Source organism: Caminibacter pacificus (assembly GCF_003752135.1).
Classification (GTDB): domain Bacteria; phylum Campylobacterota; class Campylobacteria; order Campylobacterales; family Nautiliaceae; genus Caminibacter; species Caminibacter pacificus.
Map to the genome: position 1 here is coordinate 433,020 of NZ_RJVK01000001.1, position 18,999 is coordinate 452,018.

The 18,999-nt window shown below is 34.5% G+C and carries 22 protein-coding genes and 1 tRNA gene; 15 read left to right on the forward strand and 8 right to left on the reverse strand.

All coding sequences use genetic code 11. The features are described from left to right. The first annotated feature begins 9 nt into the window (after positions 1 to 9). The gene (locus EDC58_RS02270) at positions 10 to 402 is read left to right on the forward strand and encodes a tetratricopeptide repeat protein (protein WP_123351877.1); all 393 of its coding nucleotides are present in this window, start codon (positions 10 to 12) and stop codon (positions 400 to 402) included. On the opposite strand, the gene EDC58_RS02275 is transcribed toward EDC58_RS02270, so the two are convergent. Next, on the reverse strand, positions 388 to 1,023 hold the full coding sequence (locus tag EDC58_RS02275) for a hypothetical protein (RefSeq protein WP_123351878.1): 636 nt from the start codon (positions 1,021 to 1,023) through the stop codon (positions 388 to 390). The genes EDC58_RS02270 and EDC58_RS02275 overlap by 15 nt on opposite strands. Continuing rightward, positions 1,020 to 1,607: a LysE family translocator gene (locus tag EDC58_RS02280; protein WP_123351879.1), complete on the reverse strand. Its 588-nt coding sequence runs from the start codon at positions 1,605 to 1,607 to the stop codon at positions 1,020 to 1,022. Before EDC58_RS02280 ends, EDC58_RS02275 begins: the two co-directional genes overlap by 4 nt. 40 nt (positions 1,608 to 1,647) lie before the next feature. On the opposite strand from EDC58_RS02280, the gene cutA reads away from it, so the two are divergent. The 5 genes from cutA to EDC58_RS02305 all read left to right on the forward strand — a co-directional run bounded on the left by cutA (position 1,648) and on the right by EDC58_RS02305 (position 4,238). After that, the gene (gene cutA / locus EDC58_RS02285) at positions 1,648 to 1,959 is read left to right on the forward strand and encodes a divalent-cation tolerance protein CutA (protein ID WP_123351880.1); all 312 of its coding nucleotides are present in this window, start codon (positions 1,648 to 1,650) and stop codon (positions 1,957 to 1,959) included. Between the two features lies 1 nt (position 1,960). Further along, the gene (locus tag EDC58_RS02290) at positions 1,961 to 3,037 is read left to right on the forward strand and encodes a pyridoxal phosphate-dependent aminotransferase (protein WP_123351881.1); all 1,077 of its coding nucleotides are present in this window, start codon (positions 1,961 to 1,963) and stop codon (positions 3,035 to 3,037) included. Between the two features lie 112 nt (positions 3,038 to 3,149). Further along, positions 3,150 to 3,455, forward strand: a complete 306-nt coding sequence (locus EDC58_RS02295) for a F0F1 ATP synthase subunit C (RefSeq protein WP_123351882.1) — start codon at positions 3,150 to 3,152, stop codon at positions 3,453 to 3,455. A gap of 128 nt (positions 3,456 to 3,583) precedes the next feature. Beyond that, positions 3,584 to 3,670, forward strand: a tRNA-Leu gene (locus tag EDC58_RS02300). Between the two features lie 28 nt (positions 3,671 to 3,698). Then, the gene (locus EDC58_RS02305) at positions 3,699 to 4,238 is read left to right on the forward strand and encodes a J domain-containing protein (RefSeq protein ID WP_123351883.1); all 540 of its coding nucleotides are present in this window, start codon (positions 3,699 to 3,701) and stop codon (positions 4,236 to 4,238) included. On the opposite strand, the gene EDC58_RS02310 is transcribed toward EDC58_RS02305, so the two are convergent. From EDC58_RS02310 to EDC58_RS02320, 3 genes are read right to left on the reverse strand one after another with little or no spacing between them, the layout of a single operon-like run. Continuing rightward, on the reverse strand, positions 4,235 to 5,113 hold the full coding sequence (locus tag EDC58_RS02310) for a hypothetical protein (protein ID WP_123351884.1): 879 nt from the start codon (positions 5,111 to 5,113) through the stop codon (positions 4,235 to 4,237). The two genes, EDC58_RS02305 and EDC58_RS02310, sit on opposite strands and share 4 nt — an antisense overlap. Then, positions 5,106 to 6,656 (reverse strand): DNA repair protein RecN, encoded by a 1,551-nt coding sequence (locus EDC58_RS02315; RefSeq protein WP_123351885.1) that lies wholly within the window; start codon positions 6,654 to 6,656, stop codon positions 5,106 to 5,108. The genes EDC58_RS02310 and EDC58_RS02315 overlap by 8 nt, the downstream gene beginning before the upstream one ends. Then, entirely contained in the window at positions 6,653 to 7,480 is an 828-nt protein-coding gene (locus tag EDC58_RS02320; protein WP_123351886.1) for an NAD(+)/NADH kinase, read from the reverse strand. Before EDC58_RS02320 ends, EDC58_RS02315 begins: the two co-directional genes overlap by 4 nt. 115 nt (positions 7,481 to 7,595) lie before the next feature. Here EDC58_RS02320 and EDC58_RS02325 point away from each other — a divergent pair, with 115 nt between their 5' ends. Further along, the gene (locus tag EDC58_RS02325; RefSeq protein WP_123351887.1) at positions 7,596 to 8,096 is read left to right on the forward strand and encodes a bacterioferritin; all 501 of its coding nucleotides are present in this window, start codon (positions 7,596 to 7,598) and stop codon (positions 8,094 to 8,096) included. On the opposite strand, the gene EDC58_RS02330 is transcribed toward EDC58_RS02325, so the two are convergent. Together EDC58_RS02330 and EDC58_RS02335 are read right to left on the reverse strand one after the other, a co-directional pair. Further along, a complete protein-coding gene (locus EDC58_RS02330) occupies positions 8,077 to 8,676 on the reverse strand; it encodes a CHAD domain-containing protein (RefSeq protein WP_123351888.1) in 600 nt (199 codons plus the stop codon). The two genes, EDC58_RS02325 and EDC58_RS02330, sit on opposite strands and share 20 nt — an antisense overlap. After that, positions 8,664 to 9,761 carry a mechanosensitive ion channel family protein gene (locus EDC58_RS02335; protein ID WP_123351889.1) on the reverse strand — a complete coding sequence of 366 codons (1,098 nt, stop codon included), beginning with the start codon at positions 9,759 to 9,761 and terminating at the stop codon, positions 8,664 to 8,666. Before EDC58_RS02335 ends, EDC58_RS02330 begins: the two co-directional genes overlap by 13 nt. A gap of 63 nt (positions 9,762 to 9,824) precedes the next feature. Here EDC58_RS02335 and aspS point away from each other — a divergent pair, with 63 nt between their 5' ends. The 8 genes from aspS (at position 9,825) to EDC58_RS02375 (ending at position 18,724) form a co-directional block, all read left to right on the forward strand. Next, a complete protein-coding gene (gene aspS / locus EDC58_RS02340; RefSeq protein WP_123351890.1) occupies positions 9,825 to 11,591 on the forward strand; it encodes an aspartate--tRNA ligase in 1,767 nt (588 codons plus the stop codon). Further along, entirely contained in the window at positions 11,584 to 11,844 is a 261-nt protein-coding gene (locus tag EDC58_RS02345) for a ferrous iron transport protein A (protein WP_123351891.1), read from the forward strand. The genes aspS and EDC58_RS02345 overlap by 8 nt, the downstream gene beginning before the upstream one ends. 107 nt (positions 11,845 to 11,951) lie before the next feature. After that, the gene (locus EDC58_RS02350; protein ID WP_123351892.1) at positions 11,952 to 12,533 is read left to right on the forward strand and encodes an adenylate kinase; all 582 of its coding nucleotides are present in this window, start codon (positions 11,952 to 11,954) and stop codon (positions 12,531 to 12,533) included. Continuing rightward, the gene (locus tag EDC58_RS02355) at positions 12,533 to 13,252 is read left to right on the forward strand and encodes a competence/damage-inducible protein A (protein WP_123351893.1); all 720 of its coding nucleotides are present in this window, start codon (positions 12,533 to 12,535) and stop codon (positions 13,250 to 13,252) included. The genes EDC58_RS02350 and EDC58_RS02355 overlap by 1 nt, the downstream gene beginning before the upstream one ends. 71 nt (positions 13,253 to 13,323) lie before the next feature. Further along, a complete protein-coding gene (locus tag EDC58_RS02360; protein WP_123351894.1) occupies positions 13,324 to 15,120 on the forward strand; it encodes a hypothetical protein in 1,797 nt (598 codons plus the stop codon). Next, the gene (locus EDC58_RS02365; RefSeq protein ID WP_123351895.1) at positions 15,110 to 17,131 is read left to right on the forward strand and encodes a sensor histidine kinase; all 2,022 of its coding nucleotides are present in this window, start codon (positions 15,110 to 15,112) and stop codon (positions 17,129 to 17,131) included. The genes EDC58_RS02360 and EDC58_RS02365 overlap by 11 nt, the downstream gene beginning before the upstream one ends. After that, positions 17,124 to 18,266 carry a GGDEF domain-containing response regulator gene (locus tag EDC58_RS02370; protein WP_123351896.1) on the forward strand — a complete coding sequence of 381 codons (1,143 nt, stop codon included), beginning with the start codon at positions 17,124 to 17,126 and terminating at the stop codon, positions 18,264 to 18,266. The genes EDC58_RS02365 and EDC58_RS02370 overlap by 8 nt, the downstream gene beginning before the upstream one ends. After that, the gene (locus tag EDC58_RS02375; RefSeq protein WP_123351897.1) at positions 18,263 to 18,724 is read left to right on the forward strand and encodes an adenylate kinase; all 462 of its coding nucleotides are present in this window, start codon (positions 18,263 to 18,265) and stop codon (positions 18,722 to 18,724) included. Before EDC58_RS02370 ends, EDC58_RS02375 begins: the two co-directional genes overlap by 4 nt. Here EDC58_RS02375 and EDC58_RS02380 read toward each other — a convergent pair whose 3' ends face one another. After that, positions 18,725 to 18,958 carry a hypothetical protein gene (locus EDC58_RS02380; protein ID WP_123351898.1) on the reverse strand — a complete coding sequence of 78 codons (234 nt, stop codon included), beginning with the start codon at positions 18,956 to 18,958 and terminating at the stop codon, positions 18,725 to 18,727. It abuts the gene before it with no gap. Positions 18,959 to 18,999 lie beyond the last annotated feature (41 nt).

The window sequence follows — 18,999 nt, forward strand, 5'->3', positions numbered from 1 at the left end:
GAGTGAAAAATGAAAAAATTACTGATAACTTTGGCTTTTGGCGGTTTGTTGTTTGCGATGAATCACGGACAAACAAACGACCCCGATTTGCAATTGGCACTAAACGGAAAATTCAAACAAGCATTTTCAGGGTTTGAAAAAAGATGTATGAACAAAAACGACGGATACGCCTGCGGTATGGTGGGATATATGCTTGATAAAGGTATCGGCGGTATCGAAAAAAACCACAAAGAAGCTATTAAATACTACAAAAAAGGGTGCGAATTAAAAGACGCCGATAGTTGTACGCTACTTGGGTATTACGAATACAAACAAGGAAACACCAAAAAAGCAAAAGAACTTCTAAACAAAGCCTGTAAACTCGGAAATAAAGACGCTTGCAAATACCTAAACAAATTCTAATTTCGGGAGATAAATAAAACTATTCTTAAACTCCCACTCCTCTTTTACAAACCCGTATTTTAAAACCAAAAAAACACTTAAAGCACAAAAACAAGCATCGATTAAGTCTTTGTCTTTAAATCTATTCAAATCATCTTCAAAATATTCTTGAATATCTTTTTTCAAAATCTTTTTCAAAGCGCTCGGATAAACTTCAATAGCTTTTAAGCCGTTGATTTCAATGTTTTCGGGTGTTTTTACGAATTCGATATGTTTGCAATTATCTTGAATTTCTTGCATATAGGCAGTCAAATACCCTATATACGTCGCACAAGGCGCTAAGGGAATAATTTTAGTGTATTTATAAATAAGCCTTGCCGAGTTGTCATAAAGATAAGGATTATTTATCGAATGAGATTCGTTGCCGACTATTTCTATTTTTTCTTCGTTTGTTTTTATCAGTTTTGCGGGCACTGAAAAAGGAGCGTCAATTCCTATAACCGCCGGAGAATTTATATTTTGTAGATAATTAATCGCGTTTTTATGAATAGAATTGATTTTTAATTTATCGTTTATTATTTCGCACTCGACTATTCTTGTTTTATCTCCCCTTTTTCCTCCCAAATCGATACCGACAATCAAAAAATTTCCTTAAAAGCTTCGAATGCAATTATTAATAATTTAATTGCAAAAAAGACAAAAACGACGCTTGCTATTTTGTTTATTAGATTTAGGAGTTTTTCTTCAAGGTTGATTTTCGAGCTTATTACAGCCCCTGTAAGAAAAGCAAGTGCAATTCCTGTAAAAAGCGCTACAAAACTTAACATAATATTCTTACTCAAAAAAGGTGTAACAACTACCGCGAAGAAAATCATAGCTTTAGGATTACTCAAATTTAAAAAAAGCGCTTCTTTATATATGTTTTTTGTAATATCGCACTCTTTTTTTATACTGACTTTTTCGTTAAAAATTATAACGGCTATCCTAAAAAGATAAATCGCACCTAAAATTCCCACAATAAGCTGAAAATAAGGATTTTTCCCTATCGTCCCAAGCCCTAAATAAACAAGAGATAAATAGACGATATTTCCACTCAAAATTCCGGCAACGGCTATGAGGGAGTTTTTAATTCCGTTGCATAAACCTTGTCTTATTACGTAAAAAATATCGGGTCCAGGAGTCAAAGCGGCTACAAATCCAACAAATGCCAAAATCAGATAGTCCATTCTCCCCTCTTTTTGATAAAATTATACAAAAAGGCAAAAAATGTTTATAGTCGTGTATTGTACTATCCCAAAAGATGATGCAAAGACTCTCGCAAATCTTTTGGTAAAGAACTCTCTTGCCGCTTGTGTAAATATTATCGATGAAGTAAATTCGGTATTTTTATGGCAGGGCGAAATAAAAGAAGAAAAAGAATCTTTGCTTATAATAAAAACAAAACAGGACGTTTTCAAACAACTTGAAATCTTCATCACAAAAAACCACCCGTACGACGTACCCGAAATTATAGCTTTGCCGATAGTCAATGCAAATCTTGATTATTTAAATTGGCTTGATGATAGCGTAAAGGAGTAAAATGAAACCTTTTATTGTAATGGACGTGCTTAAAAAAGCAAGAGAAATGAAAGATGTGATTCATCTGGAAATCGGAGAGCCGGACCTACTCCCAAGTCCGAAAGTAAAAACGGCTCTTTTAGAAGCCGTTAAAAACGACAAATTCTTCTATACCGAAGCAAAAGGTTTAAGAAAACTAAGAGAAAAAATATCAAAACACTATAAAAATTTTTACGACGTAGAAGTAGACCCTGAAAATATTATCATCACTACCGGCACTTCGACCGGATTTTTAATCGCTTTTCATTTTGCAAAAAAAATAGCAACCCCGACTCCAGGATATCCGTGTTATGAAAATTTTGCCGAACTTGAAAACAAAGAGTTTATAAAAATCCCGACAAAATTCCCGGAATATAACTTAAAAACAGAAGATTTAGAAAGTATCGATTTCGATACTCTTATGATTTCTTCGCCGAACAACCCCACAGGCACTATCTATTCAAAAGAAGAGCTAAAAGAAATATGCGAATTTACAAAAAACAATTCAAAACTCCTAATAAGCGACGAACTATACCACGGGCTTGTTTATACGGACAATTATACGACGGCTCTAAAATATAATAAAAACGCAATAATAATAAACGGATTTAGCAAATTCTTTTGTATGCCCGGTCTTAGAATCGGCTGGATGATTGTACCTGAGAATTTAAAAAGAGAAGCGGAAATAATTGCCCAAAATATCCTTATTTCAGCCCCTACCCTATCACAATACGCAGTACTTGAAGCATTTGACTACGAGCATTTGCAAAAAACAAAAGAGGAGTTTCAAAAAAGAAGAGACTTTTTATATGAAGAACTAAAAGATATTTTTCCTATCGCAAAACCGGAGGGAGCTTTTTATCTTTGGTGTGATATAAGCAAATATTCAAACGACTCTTTAAAATTTGCAAACGAAATGCTTGAAAAAGCAAAAGTAGCGACAACGCCCGGGATTGATTTTGGAGAATATAACAATTTCATAAGAATTGCATATACTAAAAACATCGAAGAATTGAAAATTGCGGCAAAAAGAATAAAAAATTTCATTAATTCTATATGAAAAGCCTTGCAAAAGGCCTCAATTTAGCTTATAATTTCACTGCATTACGTGTTAAGTAGGGACACGCAAGCCGAACGGACGTAACGTAATAGAATATCACAAGGAGAACACAATGAAAAAAATCGTAGCACTTATGGCTATTTTCGCAGCTTTCGCATTCGCAGCTGACGGTGACACAATGATTAAAGCATACAGCGTTGTAGCGGCTGTTGTAGGTCTTGGTCTTGCAGCACTTGGTGGTGCAATCGGTATGGGACACGCTTCTGCGGCAACTATCGCTGGTACAGCAAGAAACCCTGGAATGGGTGGTAAACTTATGGGTACAATGTTCATCGCATTAGCGATGATCGAAGCGCAAGTTATTTACGCACTTGTACTTGCACTTATCGCACTTTACGCTAACCCGTTCTTAGGTTAATCCTCAGCCCTTTTCGGGCTTTTAACTTTTACTATCAAATAGTGTCAGTCACAATTTAAAAGCTCTAAATTTCCACTATTACTTATTGAAAAAATAAACTTTCTTTGTTATAATTCTACTCCACACACGCGGCGGTGGTGGAATTGGTAGACACGCAAGGTTGAGGGCCTTGTGGGCGTAAGCCCGTGAGGGTTCGAGTCCCTCCCGCCGCACCATAATCACCTATTTTGACAAAGGCTACCGATGCACTTCTTGCATTCAATCAACAGCGAAACTTTAAATACGATACTTTTAATCGGCGGCGGGATTATTGTATTTTTTATATTTTTAAAATCTTTATTAAGCAGCGGCTCTTCAAACGACTATTCTAAAAACGGGTATTATTACTATCAAAGACGCGGTTATTCTTACGAAGAGACAAATCGTAAAAAAGATAACGATTATAGTTATTACGGATACGATAAAAACTATAGCTACGGAAATTACAACTATAATCAAAACTCAAATAACTCTTATAATAACTCCTCAAATAACAATTCCTCAAACAATTCAAAAAAAGAGTATCAATCTTTCACTTCAAAAAATCCGTATCAAGTATTGGGATGTAAAGAAACGGACAGCACAGATACGATAAAAAAAGCATATAAAAAGCTGATAAAAGCATTTCATCCCGATATCATAGCCGGATATAATCTACACGAAGATTTTATTACTTTTGCAAAAATAAGAACCCAACAAATAAACGACGCTTACAATAAAATAAGAAAACTAAGAGGTTTTTAAGAAGAAAGTTTTTTTCTTAAAAATCTCACTTCTTCCAAAACACCCTCTTCGGGGAGATTTAATTCGATATAGTTTAAGATTCTATTTACTACGTTTTGTATTCCTTTTGACTCTTTTATCTCATCAAGTTCGGTATCGATTCTTTCAAGTACCGCAAGTATGAAAGGAATATTTTTAATCTCTTTTTTGACTAAAACTTCCAAATTAGGATATTTTTCGTCATATATATATGAAAATTTCTCTTTTTGTTTGTTAAGTTCTTCTTGTTCGAAATCCACAACTTTATCTTTTACCAAAGAATACTCGATAAAATGTTTATTTTTATAGCTCGGTCTGACTCTAAAATCTCTAAATATTTTTTTCATTTTCTCAAGCGTTTTAAAATCGACCTTTTCTACGTAAAAAAGTACTTTAAAAAGCTCTATTTCATCAAATTCTCCGGTTTGGGGATTATAAAAAGGCAAAACGTTCGTTTTTTTTAGGAGATTTAGTTTATCTTTTTCGACAACACCGAAAATAATGTTATCTTTTATGGTAAAAATAGGAGAAATTTTATTTGTCAAATACCCCAAAAGATAATCCTGTTTTATGTTTTGCATATTGGCATCCACCAAAACTATAAAAAAGTTCTCTTTTTTCTTTACCAAATCCAAAAAAGCGTTAAAAGTTAAAAACGACCCGTGAAAATAGTGTTCGTTTTTTTCTACTTTTAAAAGCTCAGTTAGTTTTGTTAAGGTTTTTATCAGTTCTTGTTTATTTATTTTTCCAGGTTTTAAAAGTTCTTTTATCAACGATATTGCATATTCGTTTTTTTCTTTTATTTCGTTTATGTCGTTTTCGAGTTTTTTTATCTTATAAAGTAAAACATCAACCATTTCCAGCCTTTAAGAGTTCTTTTGCATATTCGATCGCTTTTTGAGATTTCTCTTTTCCTCCGATTATTCTTGCAATTTCTTCGATTCTTTCATTTTCGTTTAGTTCTTTGACAAAAGATTTGTTTTCGTTTTTCGTTACTAAAAAGTGTTTATTTGCTATCGACGCAAGCTGAGGTTGATGAGAAATTGCGAAAATTTGATATTTTTTACTCAAAAGCTTCAATACTTCGGCAACGCTCATACTCTCTTCACCGCTTAGATTCGCATCAATCTCATCCAAAAAGAGAGTTTTCTCTTCGTCGCTGTATTCAAGTTTGCCTGCCAGCAGTGCGACTCTAAGCCTATTAAATTCACCTGTAGATATCGTATTGATATCGATATCATTTACGACAATCTCGGCAATATCCGCACCCAACGGATTTAAGGCTTCTTTTTTTACGTTCACTTCCGCACTTGGCATATATAGTTTTTTTAGGTAGGAATTTAACTTTTTCTCAAAAATCTCAGCCGCCTTTTTTCTCTTTTCGTGTAAATAATCGGCAATTTCGTGAAGTTTTGTATCTATTTGTTGTAGTTCTTTTTGTAAGTTTGTCTTTTCAAAAGTTAGATTTTCAAGAAGAGACAATTCCTCTTTTTTCTCTTCGTAATATCTTAAAGCCTCTTCAATCGAGCCGAATCGTCTTATGAGCTCTTGGAGATTCGATAATCTCTCAAGCACCTCTTCGATATCGACATTTTCCAAAAATTCGGCTTTTTCATGAGCTTTATCAATAGCGATTCTAAGCTCGTTCATAGCATTTGAAAAAAACTCGCTATCCTCTTCTATCATATCCAAAAACTCATAAACGCTGTTTTCAAATTCAAAAATTCTCTCGACTTCATAAGCCTTTTCTTTTATTTTTTCAATCTTACTTAGGTCTTTTTTTATTTTCATCAGTTCGTCGAATTCATCGGGTTTGGGGTTTATTTCTTCTATTTTAGAGAGTTCGAATTTTAAAAACTCTATTCTCTCTTTTGCATTTTTTTCGTTTTGCTCTATCTCTTCTAATTTCTTTTTTAGTTTTTTATACTCCTCAAAAAGTTTTTTATATTCTTCCAACTTAACATAATAATCTTTCTCTGCGACTATTTTATCCAATACTTTAATAATATTCTCGCTTTGAAACTCGTTTATTTCTCTAAGCGATAAATAATCAATAAACTTTTTGGCTATCTCTTTTACAATTTTTTTACTAACTGCTTGATTGTTTATAAAATATCTGCTTTTATTTTTTTTGATTTGTTTAAATATTATCTCATCATCCGTCTCTATTCCGTAATCGCTCAAATCAAGCTTGTTATCAATTATTGCTTCGCTTATTTTTGCATTTACGTCAAAAAAACCGAAAATCGAAAGAATCCCTCTCATCAATACCGATTTTCCCGCACCGCTTGGTCCTGTAAATACAATCAATCCTTTGCTAAATTCAAGCTCCACTTCGTTAAATTCAAGCTCGACCTCATCAAAAGTCACATACTCTTTCAGATATACCCTCTCTATCATTTCCCGTCACCCCAATGCAGTTTTTTTCTAAGCACGTCAAAATAGTTTCTCTCGACCCTATGAATAAGTTTTGCCGGATTCAACGCTTTTTTTACTTTTATTTTTTCATCCAAATTATAAATTTCCTGTCCGTCGATAACCAATTTTGCAAAGTTTTCTTTTACTTCTATCTCAAGTACGAAGTTACTCGGCAAAATAAGCGGTCTTTGAGTTAGCGAATGAGGACATATAGGCGTCAAAACGAACCCTTCTGTTAAAGGATAGACGACAGGTCCGCCCGCACTTAGATTATAAGCCGTAGAACCCGTCGGCGTCGATACTATAAGGCCGTCTCCATAATACGTATTGAGATAGGATTCGTTGGTATCGACTCTTATATGAATCATAGAAGAGATTACTTCTTTTGAAATTACGATATCGTTAAAAGCATAAAGTTTTTTGTCTTTATATTCCACTTCTATAACCATTCTCTCGTCAATCCTATACTCACCCTTTAAAAATTTATCAATAAACTCCTCGATATTATCGGGATTTATATCCGTCAAAAACCCTAAATTACCGGCGTTTATCCCTAATATAGGCTTATTGAATTTATAGCTTCTTCTTGCAAGTGAAATAAGGGTACCGTCACCCCCAAGCGCCACTAAAAAGTCGGCCGCCTCGCACATATCGTTAAACTCGACACCCAAAAGCCCGATAGCCTTTGCCGATACGCTGTCTATCAACACTTCGATATTTCTACTCTCGAAAACTTTTTTTATTTTCAAAAAAGTCTCTTTCAGTTTTATCGTATCTTTTGGTTTTAAAACGAACCCGGCAGTCATTATTCGCCTTTTTTTCAGTAATTATACCAAGTTATTACTTTTGCTTATATTTGGAAAAATATTTTCCGTTAATAACAAATCGTGCTATAATGATAAAAAGCAAAAAGGAGAAAAAATGAACAAAGCAAAATCAATCGAACTTTTAAATAAAGCAATAGCCGAAGAGCTTAGCGCAATACACCAATATATGTATTTTCATTTCGTACTTGACGATTTGGGATACGACCTATTAGCAGGTATTTTCAAAAAAACCGCAATTGATGAAATGCTACACACCGAAAAATTCGCCGAAAGAATACTTTTTTTGGGTGGAGAAATAGAAATGAAACCGGCTCACGAAGTAGAACACATCAGAGACCCTAAAAAAATGCTCGAATGGGCTATGAAAAGCGAAGAAGAAGCAATGGATATGTATAATGATTTTGCGGTTGAGTGCACAAACGCAAGAGACGCCGGAACAAAACAGATTTTCGAACAAATTATCGCCGATGAAGAGAGGCATTTCGAAGGTTTCGAGCAAGAGTTCGACAACCTTGAAAAATTCGGAGATAGATACCTCGCCCAACAAGCGATGGAGAGAAGCAAACGTTTAGGAGCTATGAATCAAGGACTTTAAGGACCTTGATTCTTTTCTTTTCGGCTTTTTTTAACCATTTTAGTTTTTTCTTAACGGCGGTTTTCGGGTTTTGGTTTAGTTTTAAAAGCAATCTTTCGCAGTTGTAATAGTCATGCATTTTTCCTAAAGTATCTTGTAAAAGCTTGAATTTTTTTTCGTATTTCGGGTTGGTATATCTGCATTTTTTTATCTCTATTCTTATTTTATGCAAGCTCTTTTCATCTTTATTCAAAAACGATTCGCTAAGTATCTCTTTGCATTTTTTAAGTGATATTTCTTTATGTTTTTGAGGCTCCAACGTAATTACGAGAGATTTGAAATCTTTCAACCACTTGAGGAATTTTTTTCTTAGTTTTTTATGCTTTTGTTTTAGGTATTTTTTGGCTTTTTTGTTTTTGCATATTTCAAGAAGTACGTCGGTATCTCTTAGTTTTGAGGATTTTTTAAGAAGTTCTTTCAATCCCAAATCGATTTTTCCCTCTTTTTCAAGGTTGCTTAAAACTTTTCTTGCATAAACTCTCAAATCGTGCAAAGTTTCGGGGTCGTCTTTTTTTATATATCGTTTTATTAATTTTTCCATAGGTTTTTCCTTTCATCGTAAAAGATGACGTTGGTAGGATATGCAAGCTCCAATTTCGAATTTTTAATAATATCGAGTACTTTTAACATTACGTCTTGTTTTACTCTAAGCCACTCCTCCCAATCCACGGTAATAGAAAAAGCGTATATCAAAATATCTATCGAATATTCGTCGAATTTATCCACATAAACAAGAAGCGTTTTTCTAACTCCGTATTTATCTTCTATGGAAAAGAGTGCGTTTTTTTGCATTTTTTTTCTAAGACGGCTTTTGATTTTATCATCCGTTACTATAAACGGATGTTTTTGAAGCATTACTCTAATCTCGTTTACGACACGTCTAAGTTCGTCGGTATCTGTTGTGTATTTGATTTTTAGCCAAAATTTTATTCTTCTGCCTATCATCCTACGAGACCAATTTTTTACCCATTCGTTTGCAAGTTTGGAATTCGGAATGACTATAAGCCCGTTATCAAACGTCCTGATTTGAGTGGCCGTAAGTCCTATTTCGGTCACAAACCCTTCAAAATCTTTTGTCTCTATCCAATCTCCCACATGAAAAGCGTCTTCACTAACAAGCCTGATAGAATCGAAAAAGTTACCGATTGTTTCTTTTGCGGCAAGCCCTATAATCACACCGCCGATACCAAGAGAGGTGATAATTGCCGTAACGTTAACTCCCAAGTGAGAAAGAACCGCTACGAAAATAACGATTACGATAAGCACTTTCGTTAGGTTTATAACCAAAGAAAAAAGCTCACGCCTTACGTTTTCTTTTTTCGAAACCTTTATCGTAATAGCCGTATAGATGATATATTTCAAAACTTCATAAAACAACCACGAAATTAAAAACAGATTCAAAAAAAACTTAACGTTGCTATTCGGAAATCGGTCGTCAAAGAGATAAAAAAACGTATTTACGTCTATTAAAAACAAAAAAGGTATTCCTATTTTATATACTCTTGAATAAAGGAGTCTTAAAAAGATATTTTTTCTTTTTTTGAAAAAGAAATATTTGAGGTTTTTGGTAAAAAAGAGATAAAGCAGATTTAAAACCACAACCCCGATTGCTATATAGAGTTTCATTTTTTCTCTTTTTTCGTAAATTATATCACAATTTGTTATAATTGCGCCTAAAAAAGGAAATTAATGAGAAGCCATTACTGCGCGGAGCTAAACGAACTGAATGTAGGCGAAGAAGTAGAACTTGTCGGATGGGTTAATTCTCACAGAGACCACGGAGGAGTAATCTTCATCGACCTTAGAGACAGAAGCGGGATTATTCAAATAGTTGCCGACCCTGCGGATAGCAAAAAAGCTCATGAAGTTGCGGAGCAAGTAAAAGACGAATACGTTATCAAAGTAAAAGGAAAAGTCAGATTAAGAGGCGAAGGTCTTGAAAATCCTAAGCTAAAAACCGGAAAAATCGAAGTGGTAGCCGATGAAATTGTTATCGAAAACAAAAGTGAAGTATTACCTTTCCAAATCGGAGATAAAAGCGTAAACGAAGAACTCAGACTAAAATACAGATATTTAGACCTTAGAGACCCTGATATGCTTGAGACTTTCATTTTAAGAAGCAAAGTCGTAAAAGCTATTAGAGACTATTTCGACAAAGAAGGGTTTATCGACGTAGAAACTCCCGTACTTACAAAATCAACACCTGAGGGTGCGAGAGATTATTTGGTACCGAGCAGAATTCATCCGGGAGAATTTTACGCACTTCCCCAATCACCTCAATTATTCAAACAAATCTTAATGGTAGCCGGATTTGACAAATACTACCAAATCGCGAAATGTTTCAGAGACGAAGACCTAAGAGCCGACAGACAGCCTGAATTTACTCAGGTTGACGTTGAGATGAGCTTCGTAGAACAAGACGACGTTATTAAAACTATAGAAGGTATGGTAAAAGAGGCGTTTGCGGTTGCCGGAATAGACGTAAAAACACCTATCAAAAGAATCTCATATCACGACGCGATGGAAAAATACGGAAGCGATAAGCCTGATTTGAGATACGACTTGGCAATGGTGGACGTAATTGATGAATTTGTAGATTCAAACAACGAAATTTTTGCGGAAATTGCAAAAGACAAAAAAAACAACCGCTTTAAAGCTCTAAAAGTTCCGGGCGGAGACAAATTCTACAGCAGAAAAATGCTAAAAGAGCTTGAAAATTTCGTCAGAAAATTCGGAGCGAAAGGTCTTGCATATATTCAGGTAAAAGAGGAAGGATTAAAAGGTCCTATTCTTAAATTTATGAGCGAAGAGTCGCTAAACAGAATGATTAACAAACTAAAACCTGAAGTGGGAGACATTATATTCTTCGGTGCGGGAGATAAAAAAACGGTTCTTGATTATATGGGAAGATTAAGAGCGAAAATCGCAAAAGATATGAACCTTTACGACCCGAAAGCTTACGAATTCGTATGGGTTGTGGATTTCCCGATGTTCGAAAAAGACGAAAACGGCAACCCTACTCCGCTTCACCATCCGTTTACAATGCCGAATATGGAAACTTGGGATGAAGAAAACTTCGAAGATATCAAATCAATCGCATACGATTTAGTGCTTAACGGATATGAAATCGGTGGTGGAAGTATCAGGATTCATAAAGAAGAGATTCAAGAAAAAGTATTCAAGCTTCTCGGAATCGACGAAATGGACGCAAGAGAGAAATTCGGATTCTTGCTTGACGCGCTTAAATTCGGTGCGCCGCCTCACGGAGGATTCGCACTCGGGCTTGATAGGGTTATTATGCTTATGAGACACACAGACAACATCAGAGACGTAATAGCATTCCCTAAAACTCAAAAAGCTCAATGTTTGCTAACGGGTGCGCCTGGTGAAGTTGAAAAAGAACAATTAAAAGAACTTCACATCAGAGTAAAAAAACCAAAAACGGAAAATGAATAAAGTAGTAGCGCAGGCAAGACTGAGCGAACTTAAAAACGGAGATGTTTTTAAAATTATCGGTTTTGATGAGAGTTGCGGTAATTTCAAACACAGAATGCAAGAGATGGGTATAGCAAAAGGCCAAATGGGACAGATAATCAACAAGTCCTTTTTCGGTCCTATCGAAATAGACATCGAAGGCAGAAAATTAGCCGTCGGTAGAGGAATGGCAAAAAAGATTTACGTTAAAAAATTCGAATGTCCGATTTTGTGAAGAAGTGAGTTTGTGAAATAGTAAAATAGTAAAATTGTGAAGTTGTGAAATTGTGAATTAGTGAAATTGAGAGAAGTGGAAAAATCAACTAAAACAAAGGAGAGAATATGAAGAAAAAATTATTCTTAATCATCGGAGCGCCGGGAAGCGGAAAAACAACTGACGCGGAGCTTATCGCACAAAGAAACCCTGATTTGGTAGTGCACTACTCTACAGGTGATTTACTAAGAGCCGAAGTTGCAAGCGGAAGCGAGCTTGGAAAAGAGATTGCAAGCTACATCGACAACGGAAAATTGGTACCTTTAAATATCGTTATCAATACAATCAAAAGCGCTATCGAAAAAGCGGATAAGCCTATCGTATTAATCGACGGATTCCCAAGAAGCGTAGAGCAAATGGAAGCTCTTGATAAAATGCTAAAAGAAAATAACGACATCGACCTTGTTGCAGTTATCGAAGTGGTGGTAAGCGAAGACGTGGCAAGAGAGAGAGTTCTTGGAAGAGCAAGAGGCGCTGATGATAACGTAGAAGTTTTCAATAACAGAATGAAAGTATTTTTAGAGCCGCTTACGGATATCGAAAAATTCTATGAATCTCAAGGAAAACTTATCAAAATCAACGGTGAGAGAACTATCGAAGAAATCGTAGACGAAATGGAAAAAATCGTAAAAGAAAAAGCAGGAGTGTAATGAAAATATTTCAAGTCATAATCGGCACGGAAATACTCCAAAACAGAAGAAAAGACAAACATTTCGATTTTCTAAAAGACCTACTATTACAAAGAGGCTACGAACTTTTCGCCTCTTTCATCATAAAAGACGACCCGAAACTCTTAGAGGATACTTTCAAACTCATAAAAAACACCGAAAATTCGTATCTTTTTTGCTATGGCGGCATAGGTGCTACACCTGATGATTTTACAAGAGAAGTAGCGGCAAAAGTATTTAGCGATTCGCAAATGGAATATAACGAAGAATTCAAAAATCTTATCGACAAAAAATTCCCCGACGAAGACAATACGAAAAAATACCTTTTAGCTTATTGGCCGAAAAACTCCAAACCGATTTGGAATAACCCTATTAACGGCTATCCGGGATTTATGGTGGATGAGAGATACTTTTTTATGCCGGGATTTCCGCAAATGTCTCATCCTATGACCGAATGGATAGTGGATAAATATTTTCCTAAAAAACAACAAAAACAAAGATTTACTCTCATCGCTTATGCAAAAGAGTCCGAAATGCTCGATATAATGAAAAAAATCCCTCAAAACGTCGAATTTTCCACACTGCCAAAATTAGACTACACCTCCGAAATCTCATTTGCCGGTGAAAACGCAAAAGAAGTTTTCGAGTGGTTTAAAAAAGAGCTTGATAAAAAATCGATAAGTTACGAAGTGTTACAATAATCTTACAAAAATTTTACATTTTATATTAACCGCCCTCTTCTTTTGCCGATTGTAAAAGAAAAAGAGGTAAAATGAAAAGGGTTTTGGTATTAATCTTCGCAGTTAACGCACTTTTTGCATATATGGTGAAAACTCCAAGCGACGTATATTCTTACGCTATGCTTTTAAAACAAAAAGTAAAATATCTAAGAGAAAAAGCGGGCATAAACAAGCCGTTTCCAAACGTTCCGCCCCAAACGAACAAATACCCGAGACACGTTATTCAAAAAGCACTCGAAATATTAAGCAAAATCAACCTTTACAGAGTGCGTCACGGATACGGAAGTATTTTTATTCCTCCATATCCGGCGCGTGAAATTACCCCGAGCGACGTTTATGAAATGGTAAAAAGAGACGACGCCGAAATCACCGTCTTTATTAAAGATATCAAATTTCTAAAAAGCCTCAAACTAAAAAAATACAAAGGCAAAACACCAAACGACGTTTATAGACTTTTGTGGTCTATTTCTCTTGCAATGGACGATTTGTTGGGTATTCGCGGCTACACCCCTACACAAGTTTACGGGCTTGCGAGCAAACTTCTTAAAATCGTCGAATTTTTAAGACAAACCCAAAATATCTACGTATTGCCGCCTATGCCGCCAAAACTCCCAAACAGACACCCGAACCACGCTCTTTATAAGTCGTACGAGTTTTTGGATAAAGTCAGAAAAGCTGAAATAAACCTATGGATAAACAACCCGACAGACGTACCCAAAACCCCTCATAAAGTTATCACCCCTACCGAAGTTTACGACTCGATACAATACAACATCGCTGAACTACAAAGAATAAAATACAGACTCGGTGTTGAGAGATATTTTAAAAGCGAAATTCCAAAAGAGACTAAAACTCCAAGTGACGTTGTGCAAATATTAAGCTACGCAAGCGAAATTATGCCGCTTTTTGATTTCAAAAAGACATTAATCCAATACCCTCCTTCATCTCTTGCAAAAACACCAAATAACGTATACGCGGTAACTCAAGTCATCCTAAAAAAACTGAATATCCTAAAAAACCTAAAAGGAATCCAAGCCGTACCGAAAAACCCTCCGTACATCCCGGGACTAAAACCGATTTACGCCTACCAAAAAGCAATAGAAGCGACCGAAAAAGCTATAAGATTAAAAACTCAAATGGGATTTTACCCATCGCAAGTCCCGGAAGCGCCTCTTAGAAAAATCACACCGAACGAAGTATATGAAATGGTAATAAGACTTGACGGAATTATTACGATACTTTTGAATTCAATGGGATACAAAACCGAAGAATACATCTATATGACAGACAAAAAAATACCTCGAGGCAAAACACCAAGTGATGTTTATTTTAACTTATGGAAAATATCAAACACAATCGACGTATTACTAGCAAGCGAATACACCCCGAACGAAACATTCCTATTATCTAAAAAAATGAAAAATAAAATTTTAGTGCTATTAAAACATATGCACATCAAAAAAAGCGCAATACAACACACTCTTCAAAGAAGCGAAACATATATCAACAAAACCCCAAAAGACGTCTTTTTGCTAACGGAAAAGCTCTTTTCTTTAATCAAAAAAACTCAAAAAAGATTTAACATAGAAATAAGCAACATCGTAATTCCGCAAGAAAAAATCATAACCCCGAATACCGTTTATAACGCACTTCGTATCACAAACGCGTCTATTAACGAGCTTTTGATCAAAAAGAATGTAAATGAAGAAGAGATTCCTAAAATCTACGAAATACCGAAAAACAAAACGCCTGACGACGTATATAAAAACGTAGAGGATATGATAGAGCTTTTAAAACTTCTATTTAACGAGGCGGATTATGAAAATTAGTTTGTCGATTAAAATTGCGGTACTTGTAATGATTACGTCTTTTATAGGGATTATAACACTCTCTTACGTTTCGTATTCTCAAGCCGAAAAAATCTTCATCCAAAACTCAAAAGACAGACTAAACCAAAAAATCAACCAATACACCGAGTTTATAAAAAACCAAATCACATCTTTCAAATACGACATCAACACCCTTAGCTATAATCCTTTAATCAAAGGACTTGTAAGAGCTTACAACGACCCGTATAAATACGACCCGCAAGACAACAAAACCTACTCCCAATTCATCCAAGACGTAATTTCGACTTTTAATATTATGCTAACTCAAAACAAATCTTACTATCAAATAAGAATCTTGGATATTAAAGGAAACGAACTTATCAAACTCATAAAAGACAAAAACAAAATCATTTCACTCAAAGAAAATTCACTCCAAAACAAATCGAATATGAAATATTTCAAAGAAACGATCAAATACCCTATCAATAAAATATACATCTCCGAAATAAACCTCAACAGAGAATACGGACAAATCGAATTTCCTATAAAACCTACAATCAGAATCGCAAAAATCATCGAAAACAACACAAAAACAGGTGCAATCGTTATTATAAACATCAACATAACGAAAGCATTCGATTTTGAAAAATTAAGAAAATCCCCTATAAAAACCTATATCGCAAACAACGAAGGGTATTATATTTTCAACTCCACAAACCCGAATAAAGAGTTCGGATTCGAGTTTGGCAAAGATTTTAAAATAACTAACGACTTTCCTTTTATCAAAGAGCTTTACAACTCGACAAAAGACGTTATTTCATTTATCGACACAAAACAAAACAAAATTTACGAAGCGAAAAAAGTATATCTCTCACCCGATAGGTTTTTAGTGATTCTTCAAGTGGCAAACGCTTCACTTTTCAAACAAAAAGCAAACGACTATTTCAACACGATTGCAATTTATATTTTCGGAAGTTTGATTTTTATTACGTTAATTACGATTATTTCGGTAAAAATCCTAACCAATCCTATCAAAAAACTAACCGAAACGGCTGATAAAATAGCAAAAACAAAAGGTAAAAAACATATAAAAATAGACATAAAATCAAATGATGAAATCGGAGAGCTCGCCAATGCTTTTCAGATTATGCTAAACGCTCTGACCAAATCCCAAAAAGAGATAGAACATTTCGCTCAAAACCTTGAAAAAGAAGTTGAGAAAAAGACAAAAGAACTTCAAAAAATAAACAAAAACCTCCAAAAAATGGTAGAAGAGAAAGTAAACGAACTAAGAGAAAAAGACAAAGCCCTTATTCAACAATCAAAAATGGCGGCAATGGGTGAGATGATAGGAGCAATAGCTCATCAATGGCGCCAACCGCTAAACGCTTTGGCTTTAAATATTCAAATGCTTGAGGATTTAGCGGAAGACGAACACCTTGATAAGGAAACCCTAAAAGAATTTATCAAAAAAAATATGGAAACTATCAAGTTTATGAGTAATACGATTGATGATTTTAGAAACTTTTTTAGAAAAGATAAGGAAAAAACGATTTTCGATATCAAAGATATAATCCAAAACACTCTTCATTTACAAAGAGCTCAGCTGAAAAACCACGATATCGAAGTAATCGAAAACTTAGAATCGGCAAAAATCGAAGGATATAAAAACGAGCTTATGCAAGCGATATTAAATATCATCTCAAATGCAAAAGACGCAATTGACGAGCGTAGAAAAAAAGAAAAAATAAAAGGAATTATCAAAATTTCGACAAAAAAAGACGGCGATAACGTTATAATTGAAATCGAAGACAACGGAGGAGGAATAGACCCTCACTATCTTGATAAAATATTCGAACCGTATTTCACAACCAAAGAAGAAGGAAAAGGTACGGGTATGGGGCTATATATGGTAAAAGAAATCATCGAAAGAAACGGAGGTAAGATTGAAGTTGCCAACACAAAAGAAGGTGCTAAATTCAAAATCATATTAAAGGCGAAACGTGATTAATCGGTATTTAAAAAACCTCATTTGTTTATACGTAGAAGACGACGAAATGATACGGGATATATTCGCATTGATGCTAAAACGATACTTTAAAGAAGTGATAATAGCGACAAACGGAAAAGAAGGTTTGGAACTATTCAAAACCCGCAAACCCGATATAATCATAAGCGATATAAGAATGCCAATTATGGACGGCATAGAAATGGCACGCGATATAAAAAAAATAGACCCGAGCGCTTATATAATTTTCGTAACCGCATTTAGCGATAGCGAATACCTCCAATCAGCCCTTGAACTCGGAGCGGAAGGCTACATAACAAAACCGGTGGAAAAAGAAAAACTCCTGCAAAAACTAAACTTTTTAGCAGAAGTAATCAAAAACAAAAGAGAAAACGAAGAGCTCACAAACGCTTTGAAAGTTATTTTTGAAAACCAAACCGAAGCTACGGCACTTTATATAGATAAAAAACTAAAACTTGCAAACAAAAAATTCAAATTCTTGCTCGGACAATTATCTCTTGAAGAATTAATTGAAAAACTGAATATAAAACTTAATGAAAAAAAACAGATAGTAAAATACGACGATAAAATTTTAAAAATTAAAATCATTAAATTCAACCACAACTCCATTTTGATTTTCATAAACGATATTACGAAATACGAAGAAAAAATCCAAAAAGACCCTCTAACAGGAGTATATAACAGAAATATTTTGGAAAAAATTCTAAAAGAGAATATTAATAAAAATATTTGCGTAATTTTTGCAGACATCGATCATTTCAAAAAAATAAACGACACATACGGACATCAATTCGGTGATACGGTACTCCAAACTTTCGCACAAATTTTAAAAAATTCACTTAGAAAAAATGATATAATTGTACGCTACGGAGGCGAGGAGTTTTTGATTTATATTCAAAACGTCGAATCGATCAAATATGCCCAAAAAATCGCCGAACAACTAAGAAAAGTCGTAGAAAATTTCGACTTTAACGGCAAAAAAATAACGGCTTCTTTTGGTGTGTGTTGTAAATACATCTCATCAAAAGAGAGTTTTGAAGAATTAATCAAAAACGCCGACAAAGCCCTTTATAAAGCAAAAAATAACGGAAGAAATCGAGTTGAGGTGTGCGAATGATATTGTATTACGGATTAATTGCCGTGAGTGTTGTTATTATAGCTATCGCTATAAAAAACTTCTATTCGGCTACAAAAATCGAAAAAAATATGGATAATTATCTTTTTGTCGTAACTTCGTCAAAAGCATATTATATTGGAGCTACGCTTTTTGCGCTTGCATTGCTTGTAATTACCGCTTTTCAGGCGATGCCTTACGTTTTTGATATTAGAGTGTTTTCTATTGTACTGTTTTTCGGTAGTATATTTTTATTATCTTTTTCTCACTATGTCTATCACACGCTTGCAAGCAAAAAGCTTAACGATTACGAAGAGTTTTTTAAACAATTCGGCGTGGATTTAAACAACAAATGCGAGAAATTGATGTTAAAATATATCTATTCCAAAGAAAAAGACCTTAAAAAGGTAAAAGAGGTATTTGAAATGAATAAGGAAAAGTGCAAGGAGTTTAAAAAATAACTACTTCTTCTCGCACTTTAGTTTTTCTATATTCTTGATTTGCTCCACTCTTTCAATCAAACTATCAAGCTCTTTTAACTGCTCTTCGCATTTTTGTTTGAGTTCGTCTCTTTTTTCTTTTAGGATTTGAAGTTGTTTTTCGATTTGCTCCATAGGAATTTCACAATTTTTTGCCGCTTCTTCCTCTTTTTCTAAAGCCCACTCCGTCATTTTTTTAATAAATTCTTTTAGCATTTTTGCCCCTTTTTGCTTATTATATCTTATAATTAACAAAA